We start from the raw sequence: 23,411 nt of genomic DNA, 5'->3' as shown, positions 1-23,411 counted from the left end.
CGGAGCGGTTCAGCTTTTCACGGAGTGACTGAGCCGCTCTAAGTGCCTGTTCTTGCGAAGTTCCGAACGAAAAGCGCCTCGTTCTTGCCTAGGCGTGCTCCGACCATTCCGCCAGCGCGGCAATCGTGCTGCCGAGTTCCGCCCAGCGGCGGATGACCGTCTCGGCGCCGGCCTCGGTCAGCGCGTCGGCGTGGCCGGGATAGCTGTGGCTTGCGCCGGTGAAGCCGATGACCCGCATGCCCGCCGCCCTGGCGCCGGTGATGCCGTGCACGGAATCCTCGATCACGAAAGTGTTCTTCGGGTCCGCGCCGAGCTTTTCGGCGGCAAACAGGAACACGTCCGGCGCCGGTTTGGTCTTCTTGCTGGGGATGTCCAGCCCCGAGAAGATGCGGCCGGCGAAGAACGGCAGCAGCCGCACCTTCTCCAGCATGAATTCGATCCGCTCCGTGCGGCTATTCGAGCACACCGCGCGCGGCGCGGTCACGGTAGCCACCGCCTCCCGCGCGCCGTCGATGATGCGCACGTCGCTGCGCAGCTTGCGGTCGACCAGTTCCTCGGCGCGGTCGATCAGCGACGCCTGGAATGGGATGCGCGACTTCTCTTCGACCCGCATCAATATGTCCTTGAAGGTCAACCCCGCATAGGTCTCGGAAATCTCCTCCGCCGAGATTTCGTAGCCCGCCAAGGTCAGAAGTTCGGCCTCGACGCGCGCGGCGATGATTTCGGAATCGACGAGCACGCCGTCGCAATCGAAGATGACAAGGTCTGGCTGGGGCATGGCAATCCGATAGCGGGGGAACATGGCCTGACTGGCCCAAGCGGCGCGACATACACCATGGGACCGGTTTTCGCAAACCGCGACCGCGGGCCGGCGGCTTTCACCGAATGTTTACGCTGATCGGTAACCATAACGGGCAGTAACCAGTAACGCGTACCTTGGGTGTCAAATGTCTGCCGTGCGTCTTCTCGACGAGCTTTCCCATGCTCCCCAGCAGTCCGAATGGCTGGACACGATCCTGAAGGGCGACTGCGTCGCCGCGCTCGAGCGCCTGCCGGAAAAATCGGTCGACATCGTCTTCGCCGACCCCCCCTACAATCTGCAGCTCGACGGCGACCTGCACCGGCCCGACCAATCCAAGGTCGACGCGGTCGACGACGACTGGGACCGGTTTGAGAGTTTTGAAGCCTATGACGCTTTCACCCGCGCCTGGCTGCTCGCGGCGCGCCGCGTGCTGAAGCCCAACGGCACCATCTGGGTCATCGGCTCCTACCACAACATCTTCCGTGTCGGCGCCAGGATGCAGGATCTCGGCTTCTGGATCTTGAACGACGTCGTCTGGCGCAAGACCAACCCGATGCCGAACTTCCGCGGCCGCCGCTTCCAGAACGCGCATGAGACGATGATCTGGGCATCGCGCGACCAGAAGGCCAAGGGCTACACCTTCAATTACGAAGCGCTCAAGGCCTCGAATGACGACCTGCAGATGCGCTCCGATTGGCTGTTCCCGATCTGCACCGGTGGCGAGCGGCTGAAGGACGACAACGGCAACAAGCTGCACCCGACACAGAAACCGGAAGCGCTGCTTGCCCGCATAATGATGGCCTCGACCAAGCCGGGCGACGTGGTGCTCGATCCCTTCTTCGGCTCCGGCACCACGGGCGCCGTCGCCAAGCGGCTCGGCCGCCACTTCGTCGGCATCGAGCGCGAGCAGGCTTACATCGACGCCGCCAACCAGCGCATCGCGGCAGTGCGCCCGCTGGAGGGCGCCGACCTCACCGTGCTGTCCGGCAAGCGCGCCGAGCCGCGCGTCGCCTTCATCAGCCTGATCGATACCGGCCTGGTGGCGCCTGGCGCCACGCTCTACGACGCCAAGAAGCGCTGGGCGGCCAAGGTGCGCGCCGACGGCACTCTGGCCATCGGCGACAGCGCCGGCTCGATCCACAAGATCGGCGCAGAAGTGCAGGGTCTGGACGCCTGCAATGGCTGGACCTTCTGGCATTACGAGCGCAGCGGCGGCCTGACCCCGATCGACGAGTTGCGCCGCATCGCGCGCCTCGGCATGGAGCGGGCAGGGGGCTGATCCCGCCAATTCCGCACCTGAATCGATTTCCCAGCCGATCGCCCCAATGCATGTCGCTCAGAAGTGTGCGCGGTTCTGAGACAACGACATGCATAAAAAAAAAGGCGTCGCCTGAATTCGTTTCAGCGCGACGCGCTTTAAGCGATTCAACTCACGCCGCGATTCCCAGCCGCTTGAGGTCTTGCTTGAGCGTTTCGGCATCGGTGAACAGCACCGACTGCCAGCCGGCGGCCCTGGCGCCGTCGACATTCTTCTGGCTGTCGTCGATGAACAGCGTCGCCGACGGTTCGAGCCCGAACGCCGCGACATGATGATCGTAGATGCCGCGATCCGGCTTGATCAGGCCGATCTCGCCCGAGACGGTGACGCCGCGCGGTCGGTTGAGGAAATCGAAGCGCTGGCGTGCCTCGGCAAGCGTGTCGGCGGCGAAGTTGGTCAGCATGGTCACGTCGTGGCCGCTCTCGATCAGTCCGATCATGATGGCGACGCTGTCTTCATAGGCATGCGGCACCATCTCGTGCCAGTGGCGGCGGAAATTGCGGATGTTTTCAGCGTGGTCGGGATGCTCGGCAATTAGCAACGCTTCCGCATCTTCCCAGGTCCGGCCGCGATCCTGCTCGATGTTCCATGCGCTGGTGCAGACGTTGTCGAAGAACCATTTGCGCTCCTCGGCATCGGGGATCAGCCGGCTGAACGGCAGGTCCGGATCGTAATGGATCAGCACCTTGCCGATGTCGAACACGATGTGGCGGATTTCAGTCATTGCCTGCCTTTCAATGCGGGTGGTGCAGCCGTCGCTTTTTGGTCGCGCCCGGTATGGCCGCCTCGATGACCTTTTTCATGACGGTGGGCAGCGCTTCCCCGGAAATGTCATGGGCCAGCGACCAGAAATGTCCGTCCGGTGCGTCACCTTTGATGTGGGCATGGAAGACTTCGAGTTCGAGCGCGAAATGGGTGAAGACATGGGCGATGCGCCCGGCGCGCTGCCAGTCGGCCGGAAAGGGTGCTGCATCCGTGGTCGTGGCGCCGTCTGCGCGTGCCGTCCAGGCGGTCGTGGGCACCTCCGTCATGCCGCCGAGCAGGCCCTTCTCCGGCCGCTTGCGCAACAGGACGGCGCCGTCGCCGCGCTCGGCGACGAAGGCCGCACCGCGCCTGAACGGCCTGTCGTCCTTGGGCAGCCGGACCGGGAAGCGTTCCGGATCGCCTGAAAGAATGGCGCTGCAATCCTCGCGCAGCGGGCACAGCATGCAGCGCGGCCGGCGCGGTGTGCAGATCGTCGCGCCGAGATCCATCATCGCCTGGGCGAAGTCCCCTGGCCGGTTGTCTGGCACCAAGTCCTCGACGAGCGCGCGGATCTCCGGTTTGGCCTCGCTTAGCGGCGTCTCGACCGAATAAAGCCGCGAGATGACGCGCTCGACATTGCCGTCGACGACCGCTGCCGGCCGGTCGAAGGCGATCGCCGCGATCGCTGCCGCCGTATAGGTGCCGATGCCCGGCAATTCCTTCAGGCCGGTCTCGGTATCGGGAAAGCGGCCGCCCTGCCGAGCCAGCAGGTCGGCGCAGGCTTTCAGGTTGCGTGCCCGGGAATAGTAGCCGAGCCCGGCCCAGGCCTTCATGACGTCCTCGGCCGGCGCCGCTGCCAGCGCCTCGACGGTGGGCCATTTCTCCACGAAGGTGCGAAAATAGGCTTTTACCGCCTCGACCGTGGTCTGTTGCAGCATGACCTCGGACAGCCAGACGCGATAAGGGTCAGGCCTTGCTCCGCGCGCGAAGGCGCCGGGCGTCACGCGCCAGGGCAGGTCGCGGTGATGCGCGTCGTACCAGGCAAGCAGGCGCGCGGCGATGCCGGCATCTGCTGATTTTGTAGCCTTGCGGGTCTGGTCTTGCGGTGCCATTGATCGGATAAGTCAGGGACTGGAAAACGCACATGGCAGGGAAAAGGCCCTTCGGCAATCCCGTTCCGGTGAGCGATCTCGCCACCGAGATCCTCGATCCGGTGCTGAAGAAGCGCGCCGGCATCTCGATCGGGCTGGTGCAGTCCTGGGAAGAGATCGCCGGCCCCCGACTTGCCGCCCATTCGCGCCCGGAAAAAATCCAGTGGCCGCGCCGCCTGCATGAGGACGACCCCTTCGAGCCGGCGACGCTGATCATCGCCTGCGAAGGCATGGCCGCTCTCCATCTTCAGCATGAAGCCGGCGAGGTCATCAACCGCGTCAACGCCTTTCTGGGGTTCAATGCGATCGGCCGCATCAGGATTCTGCAGAAGCCGGTCCTGCCGCAAAAAGCCCGGCCGAAACCGGCGCCGCGCCCGCTCAGCGAGGCCGAGAAGGCGAAGCTGGCGCGCACCGTAGGCAAGATCGAGGACGATGGCTTGCGCGCTTCCCTGGAGCGGCTTGGAGCGACGATCATGGGCCAAAAAAGACCGTGAGCCTGTCTCCCGAAAATGGGCAGCGCTGTCGGGAAAAGACATGCGGCGGGCTGCAAAATTGTCTTCAATATCGCGTATTCGTGATCGCGCCCGAAAAATTTGGCGATTGGATTGGGGACGGCGATGCCTTAATTCGCGCCAACTCTCGCCTTTTCTAGCCCTTGCATTGCAAAATCCAACCGATATCAGGTGATTCGCATGAACAATGCCCCGTCTGGCAAAAGCTTGTCCCGCAGGAACCTTCTGACCACGCTGGCCGCCGTTCCGGCGGTGGCGCTGCTTGCCGCATGCAGCGACTCGGGCGAGGAGGCAAAGGCAGCCAATGCGAAGCCAGCCGATCCGTCGGCACCCGCCAAGCCGGCTACGCCGGCGGCTGCCAAGGTGCCGGAGGCGCAGGGCACGGTCGACATGGCGGAACTGCTCAAGCCCGGCGCGCTGCCCGACAAGCAGCTCGGCAAGGACGACGCCAAGGTCACCATCGTCGAATATGCGTCGATGACTTGCCCGCATTGCGCGCATTTCGCTGCGACCACCTTCCCCGAGTTGAAGACAAAGTACATCGACACCGGCAAGGCTCGTTACATCCTGCGCGAATTCCCGTTCGATCCGAGCGCCGAGGCCGGCTTCATGCTGGCACGCTGCGCCAAGGACAACTATTTCGCCATGGTCGATGTGCTGTTCAAGCAGCAACCCAGCTGGGTTGGCGTCAGCAACACCAAGGAAGCGCTGCTGCAGATTTCCAAGCTCGCCGGTTTTACACAGGAGTCCTTTGAGGCCTGCTTGACGGACCAGAAACTTCTGGACGATGTGAGAGCAGTCCAGAAACGCGGAGCGGACGAGTTCAAGGTCGACTCGACGCCGACCTTCTTCATCAATGGAAAGACCTACAAAGGGGCGATGTCGATTGAGGAAATGTCGGCCATCATCGACCCTCTGCTCTGACGTCCAGGCCGCGCCGAAGCGCTCGCGCCCCGGCGTTCTGGCCCATTTGTCTGGCCGCGGGATCTCGTCGCAGAACCGCGGAGCACTTTTGCGGAACACCCTCATGGGGTGGCGCGAATGAAGTTTTCGCGCCTTCGCCTCCTCGGTTTCAAGTCGTTCGTCGAGCCCGGCGAGTTCGTCATCGAACGCGGGCTGACCGGCATCGTCGGGCCGAACGGCTGCGGCAAGTCGAACCTTGTCGAGGCGCTGCGCTGGGTGATGGGCGAAAGCTCCTACAAGAACATGCGCGCGTCGGGCATGGACGACGTGATCTTTTCCGGCTCCGGAGCGCGGCCCGCGCGCAACACCGCCGAGGTCACGCTTTTCCTCGACAACACAGACCGCACGGCGCCCGCCGCCTTCAACGATGCCGATGAACTGCAGGTGTCGCGCCGCATCGAGCGCGAGGCTGGCTCGCTCTACCGCATCAACGGCAAGGAAGCGCGTGCCAAGGACGTGCAGCTTTTGTTCGCCGATCAGTCGACCGGCGCGCGCTCGCCCTCCATGGTCGGCCAGGGCCGCATCGGCGAGCTTATCCAGGCCAAGCCTCAGGCCCGCCGCGCGCTGCTCGAGGAGGCCGCCGGCATTTCCGGCCTGCACACGCGCCGGCACGAGGCCGAACTCAGGCTGAAGGCCGCCGAGCAGAACCTCGAGCGGCTGGACGACGTCGTCGGCGAGCTCGAAGGCCAGATCGACAGCTTGAAACGCCAGGCGCGCCAGGCGTCCCGCTTCAAGAACCTGTCTGCCGATATCCGCAAGGCCGAGGCTATACTGCTGCACCTGCGCTGGACGTTGGCCAAGACCCAGGAAGGCGAGGCGCGTTCCGCACTCGCCACGGCAACGACGCTGGTCGGTGACCGCGCCGCCGCGCAAATGGCAGCTGCCAGGGAGCAGGGCATCGCCGCGCACCGGTTGCCGGATCTGCGCGACGCCGAGGCCGCCGCTGCCGCCGCCTTCCAGCGCCTGTCGATCGCCAAGACGCAGATCGAGGAAGAAGCCGGCCGTATCCGCTCGCGCCAGGCGGAGTTGGAACGCCGGCTGCAGCAGCTCGACGCCGACATCGCCCGCGAGGAGCGGATGGTGCGCGACAATGCCGATATCCTGGAGCGCCTCCGCGCCGAGGAAGCCGAGCTCAATTCGGAGAACGCAGGCGCGGCCGAGCGCGAGGCCACCACGCGCGCCGCCTTCGAGCAGGCTAGCGCGACGCTTGCACAGAGCGAGGCCAGGCTTGCCGCGCTGACCGCCGAGCGCGCCGAGGCGGCTGCCTCGCGCCACCAGATCGAGCGCACGCTGCGCGAGACCGCCGAGCGCCGTGACCGTTTCGCGCGCCAGCTCGCCGAGGTCGATCGCGAGCTTTCCGACATCGTCGCGCGCATTTCCGGCCTGCCCGATCCGGCCGAGAAGCAGCTTCTGGTCGAGGATGCGCTCGCCCGGCTCGAAGAAAGCGAGGCCGGCGCCATCGCCGCCGAGCAAGCGGTCGCCGAGGCGCGCGCCGCCGAAACGGCCGCGCGTCCGCCGCTGCAGGATGCCAGGGCCGAGCTTGCGCGCATCGAAACGGAAGCGCGCACGCTGGCGAAGATACTCAATGCGGCGAGCGGTGATCTCTTCCCCTCGGTGCTGGAACAGATCAGCGTCGAGCGGGGCTACGAGACCGCTCTTGGCGCGGCGCTCGGCGAGGATCTCGACGTGCCGCTCGACCGCAGCGCCCCGGTCCACTGGGGCGAGAGCGCGGTTCAGCCCGGCGATGCGGCACTGCCCGAAGGCGTAAAGAGCCTGGCCAGTGTGGTGCGCGCGCCCGCGCAGCTTGCCCGCCGCCTGGCGCAGATCGGCATTGTCGAGGTGGCCGATGGTCGCCGCCTTCAGGCGCTGCTTGCACCTGGGCAGCGGCTGGTCAGCCGCGACGGCGCGCTTTGGCGCTGGGACGGTCTGACCGCGAGCGCCGATGCCCCGACCGCCGCCGCACAGCGGCTGGCGCAGAAGAACCGTCTTGCCGAGCTCGATGCCGAGGCCGTCCAGGCGACCCGCGTGCTGCGCGAGGCCGAGGAAGCGCTGGCCCGGGCCGAGCAGGCGATGCGCCAGGCGAGCGAGGCCGAGCGCAATGCGCGCCAGGCCGGCCGCGATGCCCAGCACGGGCTGGACGCCGCGCGCAATGCGCTGGCCGAAGCCGAGAAGGCCGGCGGCGAGCTGGCGAGCCGGCGCGCCGCGCTCGACGAGGCGCGCGCCCGCATCGTCGACAGCCATGAGGAAACGCAAGCCGCCTTCCTCGAAGCCGAGACGCTGCTCCAGGACGCGCCCGACCTTGGCGACCTGCAACTGCAGCTCGAACAGGCGTCCGCCAATGTCTCACGCGACCGTGCCACGCTTGCCGATGCGCGCGCTGTGCATGAAGGCCTGCGGCGCGAGGCAGAGGCGCGCATGCGCCGGCTCGACGCCATCGGCACCGAGCGCAAGAACTGGCTGGAGCGCGCCGAGAATGCCTCCACGCAGATAGCCGCCCTTGGCGAGCGCAAGGCGGAAGGCGAAGCCGAGCGCGAGAGGCTGGCCGACGCCCCTGACGAGATCGACGCCAAACGCCGCGCGCTGCTGTCGCAGCTGTCGGAGGCCGAAACGCTGCGCCAGGCGGCCGGCGACCGCCTGCAGGAGGCGGAGAACAAGCAGGCCGAGCTCGACAAGGCGGCGACCGCCGCCATCCAGTCGCTTGCCGAAGCGCGCGAAACGCGCGTCCGCGCCGAGGAGCGGTTGACCGCGGCAGACGAGCGGCGCGCCGAGGTCGAGGCCCGCATCCAGGAAGCGCTGAATACGCCGCCGCACCTGGTCATCAAGCACACCGGGCTGGAAGCCGACGATCCGATGCCGGACATGGCCGAGGTGGAGCGCCAGCTCGACCGGCTGAAGATCGAGCGCGAAAGGCTGGGCGCCGTCAATCTGCGTGCCGAGGAGGAGCAGAAGGAACTCTCCGACCGGCTGGAGACGATCGTCTCCGAGCGCGAGGACATCATCGAGGCGATCCGCAAGCTCCGGCAAGCGATCCAGAGCCTCAACCGCGAGGGCCGCGAACGCCTGCTGTCGGCCTTCGAGGTGGTCAACGGCCATTTCCAGCGGCTGTTCTCACATCTGTTCGGCGGCGGCACCGCCGAGCTTCAGCTGATCGAGTCCGAGGATCCTCTCGAGGCCGGCCTCGAAATCCTCGCCCGGCCGCCCGGCAAGAAGCCGCAGACGATGACGCTGCTCTCCGGCGGCGAGCAGGCGCTCACTGCCATGTCGCTGATCTTCGCCGTGTTCCTGACCAATCCGGCGCCGATCTGCGTGCTCGACGAGGTCGACGCGCCGCTCGACGATCACAATGTCGAGCGCTTCTGCAACCTGATGGATGAGATGGCCAAGACCACCGAGACGCGCTTCGTCATCATCACCCACAATCCGATCACCATGGCGCGCATGGACCGGCTGTTCGGCGTCACCATGGCCGAGCAGGGCGTCAGCCAGCTGGTCTCCGTCGACCTGCAGGCGGCCGAAGCGATGCGCGAGGCGAGCTGAGGCCGGCTGGCCCTCGGGTCAGAAGTGCCGATAATGTCGTGTGGTTAACTTACTTGTTGCCTGCTGGCCGATGCGCGAGGCGAGCTGAGGCCGGCTGGCCCTCGGGTCAGAAGTGCCGATAATGTCGTGTGGTTAACTTACTTGTTGCCTGCTGGCTTCACGGTCAAAAGACCAAGAATCTGCGCGCACTCTCGTGCTCTATACTGACCAGCGATCATCAGCTGGTAGTAATCTTGTCGCTTGTGTTCCGGTACATGGAAACCGCGCCGAAAAGCCGCCGCCTCCTTCGGTGTTCGCGTGCAACCGAGCTTGCTGGCACTAACCTTCAAACTGGCAAGTGAACATCCGAGCTTGGCCGCAATATCTTTCAAGGGTTCGTTATTAACGTATCCATCAAGAATTATCTTGCGACGAGCTTCTCCTGTAAGCTTCGCGTTCATGTTGTGGTCTCCTCGACTGCCCTTTCACGATGCATGAATCTATACGCGTCGGGTCAACAGTGTCGTTAGCGCCGCATCCAGAAACTTATCCCGGCATGCATTTCTTACTGTCATCCCGCGTGATCCCCGCCTCGGTCAGCTCCAGGTTTGAAGTCTTGCCAGACTACCCAGATACATCACATGATTGAGAGGGCAGGGGCATATCGATTCGGATATGGCACCACGCGATGGACGCTAAGAAGCAAGACGAGGCGCTTGCGAAGCAGGGGCCGGGTCGTGATCGACGTCGTTGGCCGCGCGAAGCGCAACCTCACAACGAGGCAGCCCCGTCAATCGCGCCGGCACTCGAGCCTCTGCATTTTTCAACACTCGAACTGACGCCGGAGGATCAATTCCCCGCCTGGCAGGCGCATATGGCGCCACTTGTCGAAATCAGGCTGCCGGATGGCAGATCGCCGGAGGCTGGCTTTCCTGCGGAGCACACGGCCTGGAACCTCGGCGGCATGCTGATCGTTCAGCAGCGCGCCCCCGCACACAGCTATGTCCGTTCTGCCGCGAAGCTTCGCTCCAGCTCGATCGATCATTGGTATGTCGCCTTGCCGCATGCTGGCCGGTCATGGACGGAGGTCGATCGCCGGGTCGCGGAAAGCCAGCCGGGCAAATTGGAAATCAGGTCGCTTGGCTACCCGTTTCGAGGCAGGACAACGGATTCCGAAGGTGTCTTCGTCTATTTGCCGCGCGATTTGTTCGCCGATGCAGCGGCAACCCTCGACGCCAAGAACAATTCGATTTTGTCCGGCAACCTTGCCAGCCTGCTGGCCGACTACATCAACAGCATCGAAGCCAGACTGCGCAGTCTCACGGCTGAAGATCTGCCCCGCATCGTACACGCAACGCGCAGCATGATCATTGCCTGCCTCGCGCCGCCCGCGGAGCATGCCGCGGCCGCCGAACAGTTGGCGAGTGTCGCGCTCATTGAGCGAGCGCGTCGATACGTCCATCAAAATCTGGATGCGGCACATCTCACTCCGGATTCGATGTGCCGGGCGCTCGGCGTCTCACGCTCCCGTCTCTATCAGTTGTTCGAACCGAGCGGTGGCGTCCTCCACTACATTCAAAGTCGCCGGCTTTTGGCAGCTCATGTCGCACTCAGCGATCCGGCGGACAGCCGGCGCATTGTCGCTATCGCCGAAGCCGTCGGGTTCAGTTCCGCTGCCAATTTCAGCCGGGCATTCAGCAAGGAATTTGGCTACAGCCCCCGCGAGGTCCGCAGCAGCGTGGTGCTGCCGCGCCCCGCCCAGCCTGTTTCGCTTGCTGAACAAAAGAAGGCCGCCTCGTTTGAAGGTTGGCTCAAGGCGCTCGGAAGCTGAGCCAGAGACCCGTGGTGATTGAGATCGCCTGGTGCTTATGCTCCATGAAATGCCGTGTGGAACGCCTGTGGCCGTGAGGCCGCAATCCCCCCATTGCGCGGGCCGGCTGCATCAGCCGGTGGGCAACCGCCTCGCCGATCGCGAGATATGTACGCCCGGATAAGTATTTGGATGCGCAGCTAACGACAACGCCGGCGTGTTCGTAGATGTTCCTCATGACTTAGCGGGGGCCGGCACAGGCGGCAGGTTTCCAAGTTGGGGGGAATATCGAGCCAGCCTGTGCCGATCGCGCCATCGCTATCCGTCAAAAGGGGTGGCGTATTGCGTAAGCGTGCCAAGGCTGGGGGGCGGCCGGCTGGAGTTCATTCCGTCGCAGAATAGGTTAGTGGGGGCACGGCACAGGCGGCAGATCTTCCAAGTTGGGGGAATATCGAGTCGCCTGTGCCGACCGCGCCAGCACCATTCCGTCAAAGGCGGTGGCGTAAGTGAATAGGCGTGCCAAGATGGCCGGCGTTCGGTTGGAATTCATTCCGCCGCAGATGCCAACTCTCGTCGAACAGCCTCCCGAGGATCAGGGATGGGTTCACGAGGCCAAACTCGACGGCTACCGCACGCAAATCATCATCGATAAAGGCGGCGTGCGTCTCTACAGCAAGAACGGCCGTGACTGGACGGCAAAATACTGGCCCATCGCGCTGGCGGTCGAATTGCCATGCCGCGCGGCCATTCTCGACGGCGAGATGGTTGTGTCGGGCGAGCAGGGTACGCCCGATTCTCCTGCGCTGGAAGCCGCGATCTGGAACGAGCCGAGCCGGCTGGTGTTCGTCGCCTTCGACATCCTCCATCTCGACGGTCGCGATCTTGTCTCCTCGCCCCTCCTGCAGCGCAAGCACGCGCTCCGGCAACTGGTCGAGCCTGGCGTCGGCACTATCCGATACAGCGAGCATTTTGAGGGTGACGCTCTGGCGATCTTTCGCGCCATCGAGAAGACAGGGCTGGGTGGCGTCATCTCGAAACGGGCCGACAGCCGCTACAGCAGCGGACCGTCGAAAACATGGCTGAAGGCCGAATATTCGCGAAACCGGGTTTCAAACTGCTGACTGCACGATCCAGGCGGGCAGCCAACGCCGCTCAGCCCATCGGTCGCAATATTTCGAATCACCTTGAGCACGACGCCAATTATCGGAAAATTTGCAATTTATTAACGAACAATGACTGTTCATCGTGTGGATAAGCTGACGCCAATCACTGCAAGGCTTTCCTCGCGACTATGCCGGGCCCGCGGCTTGTTAGCAATGCGAGTTGAAAGTTTGCCAAGCTAGATAGTTATGCTATTCCTAAACTGGGGGACGCACATTGGCACCGCCTACGGAGGTGGCACTTGCATCCAAAGGCATCAGGCGTTGGTACGGAGAGTGAAGGGCCTTCCTCGAGCGCTCCTCGTGCCGACGATGCGCTTCTGGCTGACCTCTTGGCGAACACCGCCGATCTCGTGTCGTTTTATGACCGCGATTTCCGCCTGACGCATTGTGCTGCCACGCTCAAAGGCGTGTACGGCAGCGTGGCGGCGGTGGGCGCCGCCATCTGGGAGATCTATCCGGCCTTCCTGCTTGCCAGGCATCGCGACGAATTTCTTCGAGTGTTCCAGGGCGGCCCTCCGGCCAACATCGACCTGTCGCGATCATCGGGCGAGGCGCCCCGCTCGGTCTTCGTCTTCAGCACCGCCAATGGTGTGGGAATCATCGAATCGAGGGAGCAGGGCGGGCGGAGCGCGGCCGAGGAACAAGAGCATGTGGTCCTGCTCCATCAGGCGACGCACGATGTGCTGACCGGCCTGCAGAATCGGCGGCGATTCGGCGAGCGGCTGCAGCAGGCGCTGTCGGCCATCGGCGGACCGAAGTCGAAGGCTGCGCTGCTGCAGATCGACCTCGACGATTTCAAGGCCGTCAACGATACGCTCGGCCATGGAGCGGGTGACACGCTGCTTCAGCTTGCGGCAGGTCGAATTCGCGACGCGCTGCAGGAAGGCGAATCCGCCTATCGCTATGCCGGCGACGAGTTCGCCGTCATCCAATTGGGAAAGGAGCAGCCCGCCGAAGCTGAGCGCCTCGCCGGATCGCTGATCGATGCCTTCAAGCAGCCCTTCGTCATCAACGGCATTCCCGTATTCGTTGGCTCCAGCATCGGAATTGCATTCGCGCCGGAGCATGGGACCGATGGCGAGCAGCTGATGAAGGCCGCCGACATCGCCCTCTACGCAGCCAAGACGGATGGGCGCGGCTGCGCTCGGACCTTCAACCGTTCGATGCTGCTCCTGCTCGAGCAGCGCGAGAATCTGAGGCGGAGCCTTCGAACCGCGCTGGAGCGCGGAGAGCTCTATTTGGAGTACCAGCCGCTCATTCGGCCCCCCTCGTCGGTGGTCGGTTTCGAGGCGCTGCTGCGCTGGCGGCACCCGGAGATCGGAATCATCCCTCCCAGCGTGTTCATACCGATCGCCGAAGGCGACGGCCTGATGGACGAAATCGGACGCTGGGTGATCGAGGAAGCCTGCCGCCAGGCATTGTCCTGGCCTGCCTCGCTGACGGTCGCGGTGAACCTGTCGCCGGCTCAGTTCCTTAGCGGTTCGCTGACGGACACCGTTGCTCAGATCATTGACGATGTTGGAATTCGGGCCGAACGGCTCGAGCTTGAGATAACAGAAACGGTCCTCCTCGAGAAGACGATCGACAATATCGATACACTAAATACGCTCAACGTGTTGGGAATACGCATCTCGCTCGATGATTTCGGTACGTATTACTCATCGTTGAGCTACCTTAAGAACTTCCCGTTCGACACATTGAAGATCGATAAGTACTTTATCGCTGACCTGGAGACCGATCGCAAAGGCCAAACCATCGTCCGGTCGATCATAAATCTGGCGCACGGCCTGGGAATAAGCGTCACCGCCGAGGGCGTCGAGAACTCGGCGCAGGCAAAATGGCTGATCAAGGAAAACTGCGATTGCCTGCAGGGGCATTTCCTCGGACGGCCGCTCGGTGCGGAGGCGGTCGGCGAATTCATCCAACGGTCCCCGCTGAGGATGGGACGAGCGATGGAGGAGACCAACGGGGCGGGCTAGCGCTTGGCGCCCCGATGAAGTCGAGAGTCATAGAAACGATCGGGGCAGGTGCCGCGCCACTCATCCAGTGAGGCGGGACTTGCGGCGCCCGCCAGGGCTCGAATTCTAATGGAACAAGTGAGAATGTCGATGGGACCCGTTCATGACCTGGCTGGCGAGCCGACTTTTGATCCGATGATCCAGATCGACATGGAGATGGGAGCCTTTGTCTCCGCCTGGAAACACTGCGACTATGTCTCGACCTACATGGCCCGCATGATCAGCCAGAACAGATCGGATTCGGTTCGGCACTCGAATCTCTTTTCCTCCGCCGTCAACGAATTGCTGGAAGTCGCCTTTCGCACGCGCCATGCCGACGGCGAACTGGCATGCAGGGTCTCCCGCCAGGGCGCGACGGACAGGATCGAGCTGACATTCCCTTGCGTGCCGGAGGAGCGCCAGTTCTATGAAGAAGCCGTGGCGCAGGTCGCGGGATCCGAGATCAGGGAGCGATACCTCAACTCCGTGTCTGGCGATCTCGCTCCCAACCGGGAGGTCGTGCTCCTGGAACTGGCCATCGACTACAACGCGACACTCAGTGTGGAGGAGGTCGACGGTGATGCCATCAAGCTAGTCGTCGATCTTCCGCTTGAGGGCCTGTAAAATTGAGCCCCTACGACCTTCTCCCGCGTTTCAGGGCGCACTACGACGCGAACAACCAGGAGTTCTCCCTGTCGGGGGTGGTCCGACCTCAGGCGATCGATGAGCTTGGGTCCAGCCTGTCTTTGCTCCGCGATGCGATCAGCCGCGTGCGCGGCGTTCTCTACATCAATGTCAGGCGCCTGACGCAGATGAACAACGCCGCGTTCCACGCCTTTTCGCGCATCATCATCGACGCCTGCCGAGCACGGCCCGATCTCAGATTCGTCGTCGTCACTTCCAGCGTCGTTGGATGGACGTCACGAAAATTCGGTCGCTTGAGCAGGATCGAACCGAACATAGCGGTCGAGGAGTACGACACCGTATTCTATCCGGGGCAGAGCTTCCTCGAGGAAGGCGGATTCGTTCCCATCCTGCGCACGCAGACCAAGATGACCTGGCGCCACGAGCGCACCATTTTGCCGCGGCACGGCATGAAGCCCGGCATCGTCATGGCCGACATTTGCTGCGGGATCGGTGATTTCGCCGTGCTCGTGCAGAAGGAGTTCCAGCCCTCGCGGATCGTCGCCCTCGACCATTCCATGTCGAGCCTGGAATATGCCCGGCGCATGATGCGGGAGTTCGACATCCGCGGCATCGAATATACCTATGGCGATGCGTCGGAAATGCTGCTCGACGAAGCGCAGTTCGACCTGGTCACCTGCCGCCATTCGCTTCAGATCTTCAACCGACCCGAACTCATCCTCAAGGAGCTGTACCGCATTTGCAAACCGGGCGGGCGGGTCTACATCACCAATGAGAAGAATTCCCATTGCCTCGGCGAGCCGCGCGCCGAAAGCATTCGCTGGACCTACAACGAAGTGGCGGAGTTGTTCGCGCATTTCGAGATGGACGTCGAGCTCGGACCCAAGAGCCGGCGATACCTGGTCGAGGCCGGGTTCGAAGACATACGGGTCGAGACCTTCATGGTCACCAACCTGGACGGTGATCCGCAAGACTTCGCCGATATCATTGCAGCCTGGGCGGATGTCTATGCGGGCGACATGGCGACCAGACGCGGTGACGGTCCGGAGTTCGTCGCGCGGTTCCGGCAGGGTTTTCAGGACCATATCTTCGCTGCCCTCCATCCCAAGGGTTACGCGGCTTGGCCGATCTGGGTCGCGTCGGGGCGACGACCGCAATGACCGATGAGCGGACATCGCGCTTCGGCCTGCGCTCCTTTCGAGCGAAATTCGTGTTGGTCGTCGGTGGCGCGGTCCTTTTCGACCTTCTGGTGAGCGGTGGTCTGGCGCTTTGGAACGTCCAGAAGCTGTCGCGCGACGCCACGTCGGAAGTCGGTGAAGGCCTGACGACGGCAAACCAGGAATACATACGTTCCTACGCTCGATCGACAGCGTTGCGCGTCGACCTGCTGCTCGACCGGGTTCATGGGGACGTCAAGGCATTGGCCGGCGTGCTGCAGGCCCAGATCGACGATCCAGCCAGACAGCAGCAGGTCGGAGCGACGCTGGCGCAGCAATCGCCCGGTTCCGTGAAGGTCGTCTACGACGCGCACGGCGATTGGGCGCAGAACCTGCCGGGCGCGCCGTCGGTGGTAAGCGTGTGGGGCTACCTGCTGGGCGCCGACCACACGCCGCTGCCAAGCGTTCAGCAGGAAATCGATGACAGCACGGTGCTCGATCTCGTCGCGCCGACCCTCATGGCCAGCGGCTCGTCCAAACTGCAGATGTATTATATTGGTCCGAAAGAACGGCCGATCTTCAGGACTGTGCCGTATACCGACCAGGCGCAGACCTTCGACCGCCTCTATCCGGGCCACAACAAGGCGGAATTCTGGGAGTTCTTCTTTCCCGGGATCTACGGGTCGTGGCAGCAATGGGCCCGGGATCCGGCCTCGCGTCCGGTCCCCGACGACATTACCCAGACAGCGCCTTACACCGACGCGATCACGGGAAAGCTGATCGTCAGCTTCTTCCACCCGTTGTGGACGCGCGATCGCAGCGGCGTCGCCGGCACGGCGGGGGCTGACATCACGCTCGATCAGCTCGCGGAAGTCGTTCAAAGCGTGAAGATCGCCGAGACCGGCTTCGGCTTCCTGACGATGTCGAATGGCAACGTGGTGGCGATCAATCCGTCGGGGCAGGCGATCATCGGCCTGAAATCGTCGAGCGATGCGGGCACGCAGGGCGTCACCGGTTTGGAGCGGTCACTGAGGGGAAGCTCGCAGCCGGCGATCGCGTCGCTGCCTCTCGACCAGAAGAATGACGGCGTCATTCAGCACATCATGCTCGACAACAAGGGCGAACGCGTGCCCTACATCGTCGTCCTCAAGCAATTGAAGCCGACCAATTTGTGGAGTTCGGGCCCGATCAAGTCCGAGACGATGTCGGTCGGGATCGTCGTTCCCGAACGGGAGATCTATGCCGCCCTGTTCGCCGCGCAGGACAGCATTTCGCGCGCGACCAATCGCATCCTGCTGTTCCAGATCGCCGCGATCATCGTTTCGCTTCTGATAGTCTTTGCGGCCGTGCTCGGAATCTCGAAGCGGATCACCGCCGGCCTCAGGGCGCTTGCCAGCGCTGCCCAGCAGCTCCGCTCCAAGGACTATTCGGTGCGCGTGAGCATTCCGACGCGTGACGAGGTTGGAGCGGTGGGAGTGGCCTTCAACCGCATGGCCGAGCAGATCAGCTTCCACACGGAAAACCTCGAGCAACTCGTCGACGAACGAACCCGCGAGCTCGGCGACGCAAATCAGGAGATATCCGCGCTCAACGAAAAGCTGCGCGACGAGAACGTCCGCCTGGGCGCCGAGCTCGCGGTGGCCAAGCAGATCCAGATGATGGTCCTGCCGAAACCCTTCGAGCTCGAAGCGATCCCGGGACTGGAGATCGCGGCCTATATGCGGCCGGCCGACGAGGTCGGCGGCGACTATTACGACGTTCTGCAGAACGGATCGCGGGTCAAGATCGGCATCGGCGACGTGACCGGGCATGGTCTCGAGAGCGGCGTGCTGATGCTGATGGTCCAATCCGTTGCCCGCGCGCTGCAGGAGACCAACGAAGGGGATCCGCACCGGTTCTTGGATCGCCTGAACAGAGCGATCTACAAGAACATCGAACGGACCAACACCGGCAAGCATCTGTCGCTCGCCTTCCTTGACTTCGAGGATGAGCGGGTGACGCTGTCCGGCCAGCACGAGGACGTTCTCGTCGTCCGCGCGGCCGGCGAAGTCGAGCGTATCGACACGATCGATCTCGGGCTGCCGGTTGGCCTGGAAAACGACATCTCGCCGTACATCGCCACGCGTGACATCCTGTTCGGCAGTGGCGACGTGATCGTGCTGCACACCGATGGTGTGACCGAGGCGGAGGACCAGGACAAGAAACTGTTCGGCTTCGAGCGCCTCTGCCAGAGCGCGCAAAACCGTTACGGCGGGAGTGCGGAGGAAATCAAAACCGGGATCATCGAGGATCTGATGGCCCACATCGGCATGCAGAAGATCCACGACGACATCACTCTCGTGATCATAAGGCGCACATAGACATGACAACGCTGTTCGGTACCCCAGACATTGCAATCGGGATGAAGGAGAGCGTCAGCCGGGTGCGGCTCTTCGATGGCCCGCTCGACCTGAGCTGGCGTCACTGCGCGACCACGTCGGACTTCATCGCCGATCTCTTCGCGTTGCGCTTCCGTTCCTCCCGCAACGACTACATGGAAGTGCGGCACAGCATCGGATATCTGGTCAACGAGCTCATCGAAAATGCCGTCAAGTTTCGCGCGCCGGGCGAGATCGTGATCGAGGCGTCGATGGATCCGGATTGCTTCAAGCTCAAGGTGTCGAACGACGTCGTCTGCGAAGTCGCCTCTCAGTTCCAAAGCCTCCTGGCGGACATCACGGTTGGCGATCCTGGAGACTTGCTGATACAGCGCATCGAAGCGAACGCCGCGAATCCCGACTTCGGAGGCTCCGGACTGGGATTGCTGACATTGATGAGCGATTATGGCGCACGACTTGCTTGGATATTCAGCGCCGCCGACGAAAGCGATCGGATTTGCCTGGAGACGTATGCCTCCATACCGATCTCGCAAACTCACAACTAGATGAGATGAAGCCACTCAATGGAAATCAAGACGGACGATTACCGGGTTTGGAATGAAGGAAGCGATATCTTTTTCGACGGTGCGATGCGGCTTGCCAGTTCCGAGGCCGGGGCACCGGTCATGGCCTTGGCGAGCAGCGTTCTTGCCGCCAATCCCCTGTCCATTACGCTCAACCTGAAGGACCTTCATTTCCTCAACTCGTCCGGCATCAACATGCTGGCGAAGTTCACCATCGAGGTGCGCAAGCATCCCGATGTTCAACTCATCGTGCGCGGAACGCCCGACATACCCTGGCAATCGAAGTCGTTGCCGAATCTGAAGAAGCTGCATCCGGCCCTGGTGCTTTTGATGAACTGACCTGCGGTCGAAGACGCGCATCCAACCGGCACCTGAGGAGGTGTGCAGGCCGTCCTAATTTTCCGGGGCGGTCGCCGGCGCCGTGTAGCGGCGGCGTACGGCGTCGAGCACGCGCTTGCGGCTCTCCTCGGCCGAGAGCGCCTCGTCCTTCTCGGCCTCGGCCGTCTCGCGGGCGAGTTCCTTGTCCCTGATCTGCTGGCGGAACCATTTGGAATAATCGCCGGCGCGCAGATGATGCATCCACGTCTTGTCGTCGATCCCTTCCGCCATCTGCGCGAAGATGATCAGATTGTGGGCTCGCAGGTTCATCGCCTTCTTCGGCCCGGTGAAATAGAAGCTCCCGGCCTCGTCGAGCTCGCCTTCGGCATATTTGCGGCTGTGCCGCTTCAGCGACTGGCTGGGCTCGACCGCCTTGACGGTAAAAGGCTTCTTGCCGTCATGCGGCCGCCAGAGCAGCACGCGATCGCCCTTTGGCGCGGGAATGCTCTTGGGCGCATCCAGTCCGGTCTCCTTGCAGAAGGTCTTGATGACGCCCTTCGCCTTCGGGCCGAGTGCGATCACGGCCGTCACCAGGCGCAGTGCGTCCGTCGAGATCGCCTCCGGGTGCACGGTGATCAGGACGGTGCCCGGCAGCTCCAGCGAGAGCACCGCGCGGGTGTCCTCGCGCCGCTTCGGCAGCAGATGGTGCGCCTCGTCGATGATCAGCCAATGCGGTCTCGCGGTGCGGTAGCGAGCACTGCCGAGCCCGGGCAGCAGCTCGGCGAAGAAATCCGGCCGCTCGTCGACCTTCAGCGCCAGCCCTTTGACCACGACATTGGTGTCGGGCTTCTCGATCAATTCCAGCAACTGGTCCTTGCTCGGCGCGCTCGACCCGTCGCCCAACGGCACTGCGCCCTGCAGGCCGTCATAATCGCCTTCCGGGTCGAAGATGCAGAACTGCAGGCCCTGTTCCATGAGCCGCTCGGTAAGCGCCGTTGCCAGGGTCGATTTGCCGATGCCGGAGCTGCCGGCGATCAGGACCGTCTCGACGGGCGACAGGTGGACCTTCTTGCCGCGCGCCGTTCCCAGCAGGATGCCGCGCAAGCGTTTTCGGGCGATCAGATGATCGAGCTTGACCAGCTTGCGGATCAGCTCCTCGACCCCCTTTCCGCGGGTGCCCTTCGTGACGAGGTCGGCCGTGTCCTTGACAGCCGGCAGCGCATTGGCGACCGCGACGCTGCAGCCCGAAGCTTTGAGGAAGGCATGGTCGTTCTCCGCATCGCCGACGCCGACCACATTGTGCGGCGAGAGCCTGAGGTCCTGAAGCGCGGCCGCGAGCCCCGTTGCCTTGTTGATGCCGCTGGGCAGGATCATCACCGCGCCCTTGTTGAAGATGATCTCCAGCTCCAGCCCGAGGTTCTTGATGACGTCGAGGACCGTGGCCTGGTGCGGTTCCCATGTGGCAACGATCGAGCGCCCGACCGAGAGCGGCTTGACGCCGCGCTTCTTGAGCCTGTCGACGAGATCGGTGGACGGAGAGGGGCAGATCGTGCGCTCTTCCTCGCTCGCCGGCGTGTAGATCAGCGCCCCGTTTTCGGCGACGACCTTGTCGAATAGGCCGATCTCGGGAAACACCTCCTTGAGATCGGGCAGCTCGCGACCGGTGACCAGGATGAGCTTGCGGCCCGATTTCTTCAGCTTCTCCAGCGCCGAGACGGTGCTTGCGGTCACCAGCCCGTCATGCGCCAGCGTGCCGTCATAGTCGGTGGCCAATGCCATGAAATACATCGGTTTTGCCCTCTCCGCTGGCCGCGCTCGAAGAGCCGGCAGGAGCCGGCCTGACGAACAACAACGCCTATCTGCGGAAAAGGTTTAGGCCGGGGGGCGCATTCCGCACGTGCCCAGCAGGGTGCACCGAAATCGGCAGCTCATTCGAGCAATTCCGGGCAGAATGCGTAGCGGCTTTCCGCAAACCACGCGGTTAGAGCGCAGTCACGGCCCGGCGTTCAAGCGACGCTTCATGAGGAGAAGATCGCCGTCCTTACCGGCGGAATGCTCCTCGACGGTTACATCCTCGGGGTCATCGGCCCAGTGACGGCATCGATGAAGGCAGACATGGGCATGTCGACCGCCGACATGGGCCTGATCGCGTCGGCCGCTCTGTTCGGCATCCTGATCGGCTCGCCGCTGAGCGGCTGGGCCAGCGACAAATACGGCCGCAAGCCGCTGTTCATGATCGACATGGCGCTGTTCCTGATCGCGTCGGCGGCGCAGTTCTTCATCAACTCGGTGGAGATGTTGTTCATCGTGCGCCTGCTGATGGGCGTGGCCATCGGCGCCGAATACTCGGTCGGCTGGCCGCTGATGTCGGAGTTCGCGCCTGCCCGGCTGCGGGGGCGCCTTATGGGCGTCACGAACGTTGCCTGGTACTTTGGATTCATGGTCGGCTATACGGCGGGCTACATCCTCAATCTGCCGGCGCCACTGCCGTGGCGGTTCATCATCGGCACCAGCACCTTCATCGCGGCAGTCCTGTTCGTCGCCCGGCTCGGCCTGCCGGAATCGCCGCGCTGGCTGTGGAGCAAGGGCCGCAAGGACGAGGCCCGCGCCATCGCGCACAAATATCTGGAAAGTGCCGAAGACATGGCGGACATGGAGAAAGAACATGTGCGACAGGGCCGGTCCATGGATCTGTTCTCCACGAAATATTGGCGGATGACGGTCTTCGTGTCGTGGTTCTGGTTCTGCGTTGTCATGCCCTATTTCGCCATCGCGACCTTCGCCGACAGCGTGCTGGAGAAGTACGGCCTCAATGGCGGGCTCGCCGGCGGCGTCGGGCTGTCGATGGTCGCTATGGTCGGGTGCGCGGTCACTGTGGCGATGATCGACAAGGCCGGCCGCCGGCTGTTTACGGTACCGCCGCAGTGGATCACCATGGCGGTCTTCCTGATCATCGGCCTGTGGTCGGGTGCGCCGTCGGCCCTCGTGCTGGGTCTCTTCCTCGTCTTCTCGTTCTTGAATGCGATGAACGGCGTGCTGACGAGTATCTACCCTGGGGAGGTGTTTCCCACCGAGATCCGCGGTGTCGGCACCGGTTTCGCCGCCGCCGTCAGCCGTATCGGCGCCGGCATGGGGACCTTCCTTCTGCCACTAGGAGTGGAGCAATTCGGTGTTTCGACGGTAATGCTGATCGCGGCGGCCGTCGTCTTCAGCGGGGCCTGGGTGTCGCAACTGTGGGCTCCGGAGACAAAGGGGAAAAGCCTCAGCGAGATCGCCGCCACCTTTTCGCACTAACTCACGTCGGCTGGTCCCACGAACTGGGGCCGGGCTCTTCGCCAAATGGCCGCGGGGACATGTCGTCCTCGCGGCCGCCGGTAGGGCGAGAGCGGGTCAGCTTATGTCGCTGACCCGCTTCAAGTGTTTGTCCTTATACAGTTGCGGACGGAAAAAGCCGCTCCGCGCTTTTCCTGGAACTGTTCCAGCGTCACAGGGCCCGCGAAAGAGCAGATCAGCCGGCACGCGTCGGCGGCCTTCCGCGTCATTCAGCGGTCACGTTCGCATTTCTCCATCGTCGCTGCCTTGGCCCGCTCAGGAGGCCCCAGGCACAACGACCGTCATGAAGCGATAGCGTCGGAAGATGTTGGCTGGGGCGCCAGGATTCGAACCTGGGAATGTCGGTACCAAAAACCGATGCCTTACCACTTGGCGACGCCCCAACAGCCGGGGCATGCCCGCTGCGCGCGGCCTTATAGGACGTGCCGCAGCAAAGCTCAATGCTGTGATGACAATTGCACAGGCTGATTTGCGGTCAGAATGTCGCTTTGCCGCCGCAAGGACCTGATCTTCTATTCTCCCCACACGGCCAATTCATTGCCGGCCGGGTCGGTGAAATGGAACCGCCGGCCGCCGGGAAAGGAAAAGATCGGCTTGACGATCGTGCCTCCGGCACTCTCGACCGCTTCCAGCGTCGCCTCCAGGTTCTCGGAATAGAGGACCGGCAGCGGTTTGGCCGGTGCCTCGCCGGCGTCGGCCTGGAAGCCGCCGTCGAGCCCCTCGGCGAAGGCCGAATAGGTCGGACCGTAATCGGTGAAGGACCAGGAAAACGCGGCGCTGTAGAAGGATTTGACGCTGTCCAGCGTGCTGCCGGTCGCCGGCAGTTCCAGATAGTCGAGTTTTCCGTTGAGCTTCATCACGCCACTCCAACTATGTTCCTGTTATGTTCTATATCGTGCCTTTTTCGCCGGCAAGTCTTTTTGACGCAGCTTTTGATTAATCGATTGTAGTTGCGACGCCGGTTCGGCGACGCCTTGCCTTTCGCACTGCAGCATCCTATCGCTCGCATCGGAAGGGCGGGGAACCGGGCCTTGGTCCGGA

General features: G+C 63.2%; 19 protein-coding genes and 1 tRNA gene. 13 read left to right on the top strand and 7 right to left on the bottom strand.

Features of this window, described 5'->3' with window-relative positions; genetic code table 11:
- Positions 1-88: 88 nt before the first annotated feature.
- On the bottom strand, positions 89-778 hold the full coding sequence (locus tag EJ074_RS08850; protein ID WP_129553047.1) for an HAD family phosphatase: 690 nt from the start codon (positions 776-778) through the stop codon (positions 89-91).
- A 169-nt stretch (positions 779-947) separates the two neighbouring features.
- On the opposite strand from EJ074_RS08850, the gene EJ074_RS08845 reads away from it, so the two are divergent.
- A complete protein-coding gene (locus EJ074_RS08845; protein ID WP_129553046.1) occupies positions 948-2,081 on the top strand; it encodes a site-specific DNA-methyltransferase in 1,134 nt (377 codons plus the stop codon).
- Positions 2,082-2,232: 151 nt separating this feature from the next.
- On the opposite strand, the gene EJ074_RS08840 is transcribed toward EJ074_RS08845, so the two are convergent.
- Both EJ074_RS08840 and mutY read right to left on the bottom strand, forming a co-directional pair.
- On the bottom strand, positions 2,233-2,844 hold the full coding sequence (locus tag EJ074_RS08840) for an HAD family phosphatase (RefSeq protein WP_095805581.1): 612 nt from the start codon (positions 2,842-2,844) through the stop codon (positions 2,233-2,235).
- Positions 2,845-2,854: 10 nt separating this feature from the next.
- Positions 2,855-3,976, bottom strand: a complete 1,122-nt coding sequence (gene mutY / locus EJ074_RS08835; RefSeq protein WP_129553045.1) for an A/G-specific adenine glycosylase — start codon at positions 3,974-3,976, stop codon at positions 2,855-2,857.
- A 32-nt stretch (positions 3,977-4,008) separates the two neighbouring features.
- On the opposite strand from mutY, the gene EJ074_RS08830 reads away from it, so the two are divergent.
- From EJ074_RS08830 to smc, 3 genes are all read left to right on the top strand, one after another.
- The gene (locus EJ074_RS08830) at positions 4,009-4,509 is read left to right on the top strand and encodes a DUF721 domain-containing protein (RefSeq protein ID WP_129553044.1); all 501 of its coding nucleotides are present in this window, start codon (positions 4,009-4,011) and stop codon (positions 4,507-4,509) included.
- A 198-nt stretch (positions 4,510-4,707) separates the two neighbouring features.
- On the top strand, positions 4,708-5,451 hold the full coding sequence (locus EJ074_RS08825; RefSeq protein WP_129553043.1) for a DsbA family protein: 744 nt from the start codon (positions 4,708-4,710) through the stop codon (positions 5,449-5,451).
- 117 nt (positions 5,452-5,568) lie between these two features.
- Entirely contained in the window at positions 5,569-9,027 is a 3,459-nt protein-coding gene (smc, locus tag EJ074_RS08820) for a chromosome segregation protein SMC (protein WP_129553042.1), read from the top strand.
- Positions 9,028-9,164: 137 nt separating this feature from the next.
- On the opposite strand, the gene EJ074_RS08815 is transcribed toward smc, so the two are convergent.
- Positions 9,165-9,467 carry a hypothetical protein gene (locus EJ074_RS08815; RefSeq protein ID WP_129553041.1) on the bottom strand — a complete coding sequence of 101 codons (303 nt, stop codon included), beginning with the start codon at positions 9,465-9,467 and terminating at the stop codon, positions 9,165-9,167.
- Between the two features lie 227 nt (positions 9,468-9,694).
- On the opposite strand from EJ074_RS08815, the gene EJ074_RS08810 reads away from it, so the two are divergent.
- From EJ074_RS08810 to EJ074_RS08775, 8 genes are all read left to right on the top strand, one after another.
- Positions 9,695-10,837: a helix-turn-helix domain-containing protein gene (locus EJ074_RS08810; protein WP_129553040.1), complete on the top strand. Its 1,143-nt coding sequence runs from the start codon at positions 9,695-9,697 to the stop codon at positions 10,835-10,837.
- Between the two features lie 485 nt (positions 10,838-11,322).
- Entirely contained in the window at positions 11,323-11,937 is a 615-nt protein-coding gene (locus tag EJ074_RS08805; protein ID WP_129553039.1) for an RNA ligase family protein, read from the top strand.
- Between the two features lie 371 nt (positions 11,938-12,308).
- Entirely contained in the window at positions 12,309-13,958 is a 1,650-nt protein-coding gene (locus tag EJ074_RS08800) for an EAL domain-containing protein (RefSeq protein ID WP_245454811.1), read from the top strand.
- Between the two features lie 129 nt (positions 13,959-14,087).
- A complete protein-coding gene (locus tag EJ074_RS08795; RefSeq protein ID WP_129554015.1) occupies positions 14,088-14,600 on the top strand; it encodes a ubiquinone biosynthesis methyltransferase UbiE in 513 nt (170 codons plus the stop codon).
- 2 nt (positions 14,601-14,602) lie between these two features.
- Positions 14,603-15,781 (top strand): class I SAM-dependent methyltransferase, encoded by a 1,179-nt coding sequence (locus EJ074_RS08790; protein ID WP_095805589.1) that lies wholly within the window; start codon positions 14,603-14,605, stop codon positions 15,779-15,781.
- Complete coding sequence (locus EJ074_RS08785; protein ID WP_129553037.1) at positions 15,778-18,138, top strand: SpoIIE family protein phosphatase; 2,361 nt, start codon at positions 15,778-15,780, stop codon at positions 18,136-18,138. The genes EJ074_RS08790 and EJ074_RS08785 overlap by 4 nt, the downstream gene beginning before the upstream one ends.
- A gap of 2 nt (positions 18,139-18,140) precedes the next feature.
- Complete coding sequence (locus tag EJ074_RS08780; protein WP_165349892.1) at positions 18,141-18,701, top strand: ATP-binding protein; 561 nt, start codon at positions 18,141-18,143, stop codon at positions 18,699-18,701.
- Between the two features lie 18 nt (positions 18,702-18,719).
- Positions 18,720-19,058 (top strand): hypothetical protein, encoded by a 339-nt coding sequence (locus tag EJ074_RS08775; protein ID WP_095805592.1) that lies wholly within the window; start codon positions 18,720-18,722, stop codon positions 19,056-19,058.
- A gap of 54 nt (positions 19,059-19,112) precedes the next feature.
- Here EJ074_RS08775 and EJ074_RS08770 read toward each other — a convergent pair whose 3' ends face one another.
- Complete coding sequence (locus EJ074_RS08770) at positions 19,113-20,825, bottom strand: HAD family hydrolase (protein ID WP_129553036.1); 1,713 nt, start codon at positions 20,823-20,825, stop codon at positions 19,113-19,115.
- A 264-nt stretch (positions 20,826-21,089) separates the two neighbouring features.
- Between EJ074_RS08770 and EJ074_RS08765 the strand changes: the two genes are divergently transcribed.
- Positions 21,090-22,331, top strand: coding sequence for an MFS transporter (locus EJ074_RS08765; protein WP_129553035.1), 1,242 nt, complete (start codon positions 21,090-21,092; stop codon positions 22,329-22,331).
- A 347-nt stretch (positions 22,332-22,678) separates the two neighbouring features.
- Here EJ074_RS08765 and EJ074_RS08760 read toward each other — a convergent pair.
- Positions 22,679-22,753 (bottom strand) — tRNA-Gln (locus EJ074_RS08760).
- 129 nt (positions 22,754-22,882) lie between these two features.
- Entirely contained in the window at positions 22,883-23,227 is a 345-nt protein-coding gene (locus tag EJ074_RS08755; protein WP_129553034.1) for a VOC family protein, read from the bottom strand.
- Positions 23,228-23,411: the final 184 nt, after the last annotated feature.

Source organism: Mesorhizobium sp. M3A.F.Ca.ET.080.04.2.1, assembly GCF_003952525.1.
In the GTDB taxonomy this organism is placed as follows: domain Bacteria; phylum Pseudomonadota; class Alphaproteobacteria; order Rhizobiales; family Rhizobiaceae; genus Mesorhizobium.
This window is presented reverse-complemented; position numbering and strand designations above follow the sequence as displayed.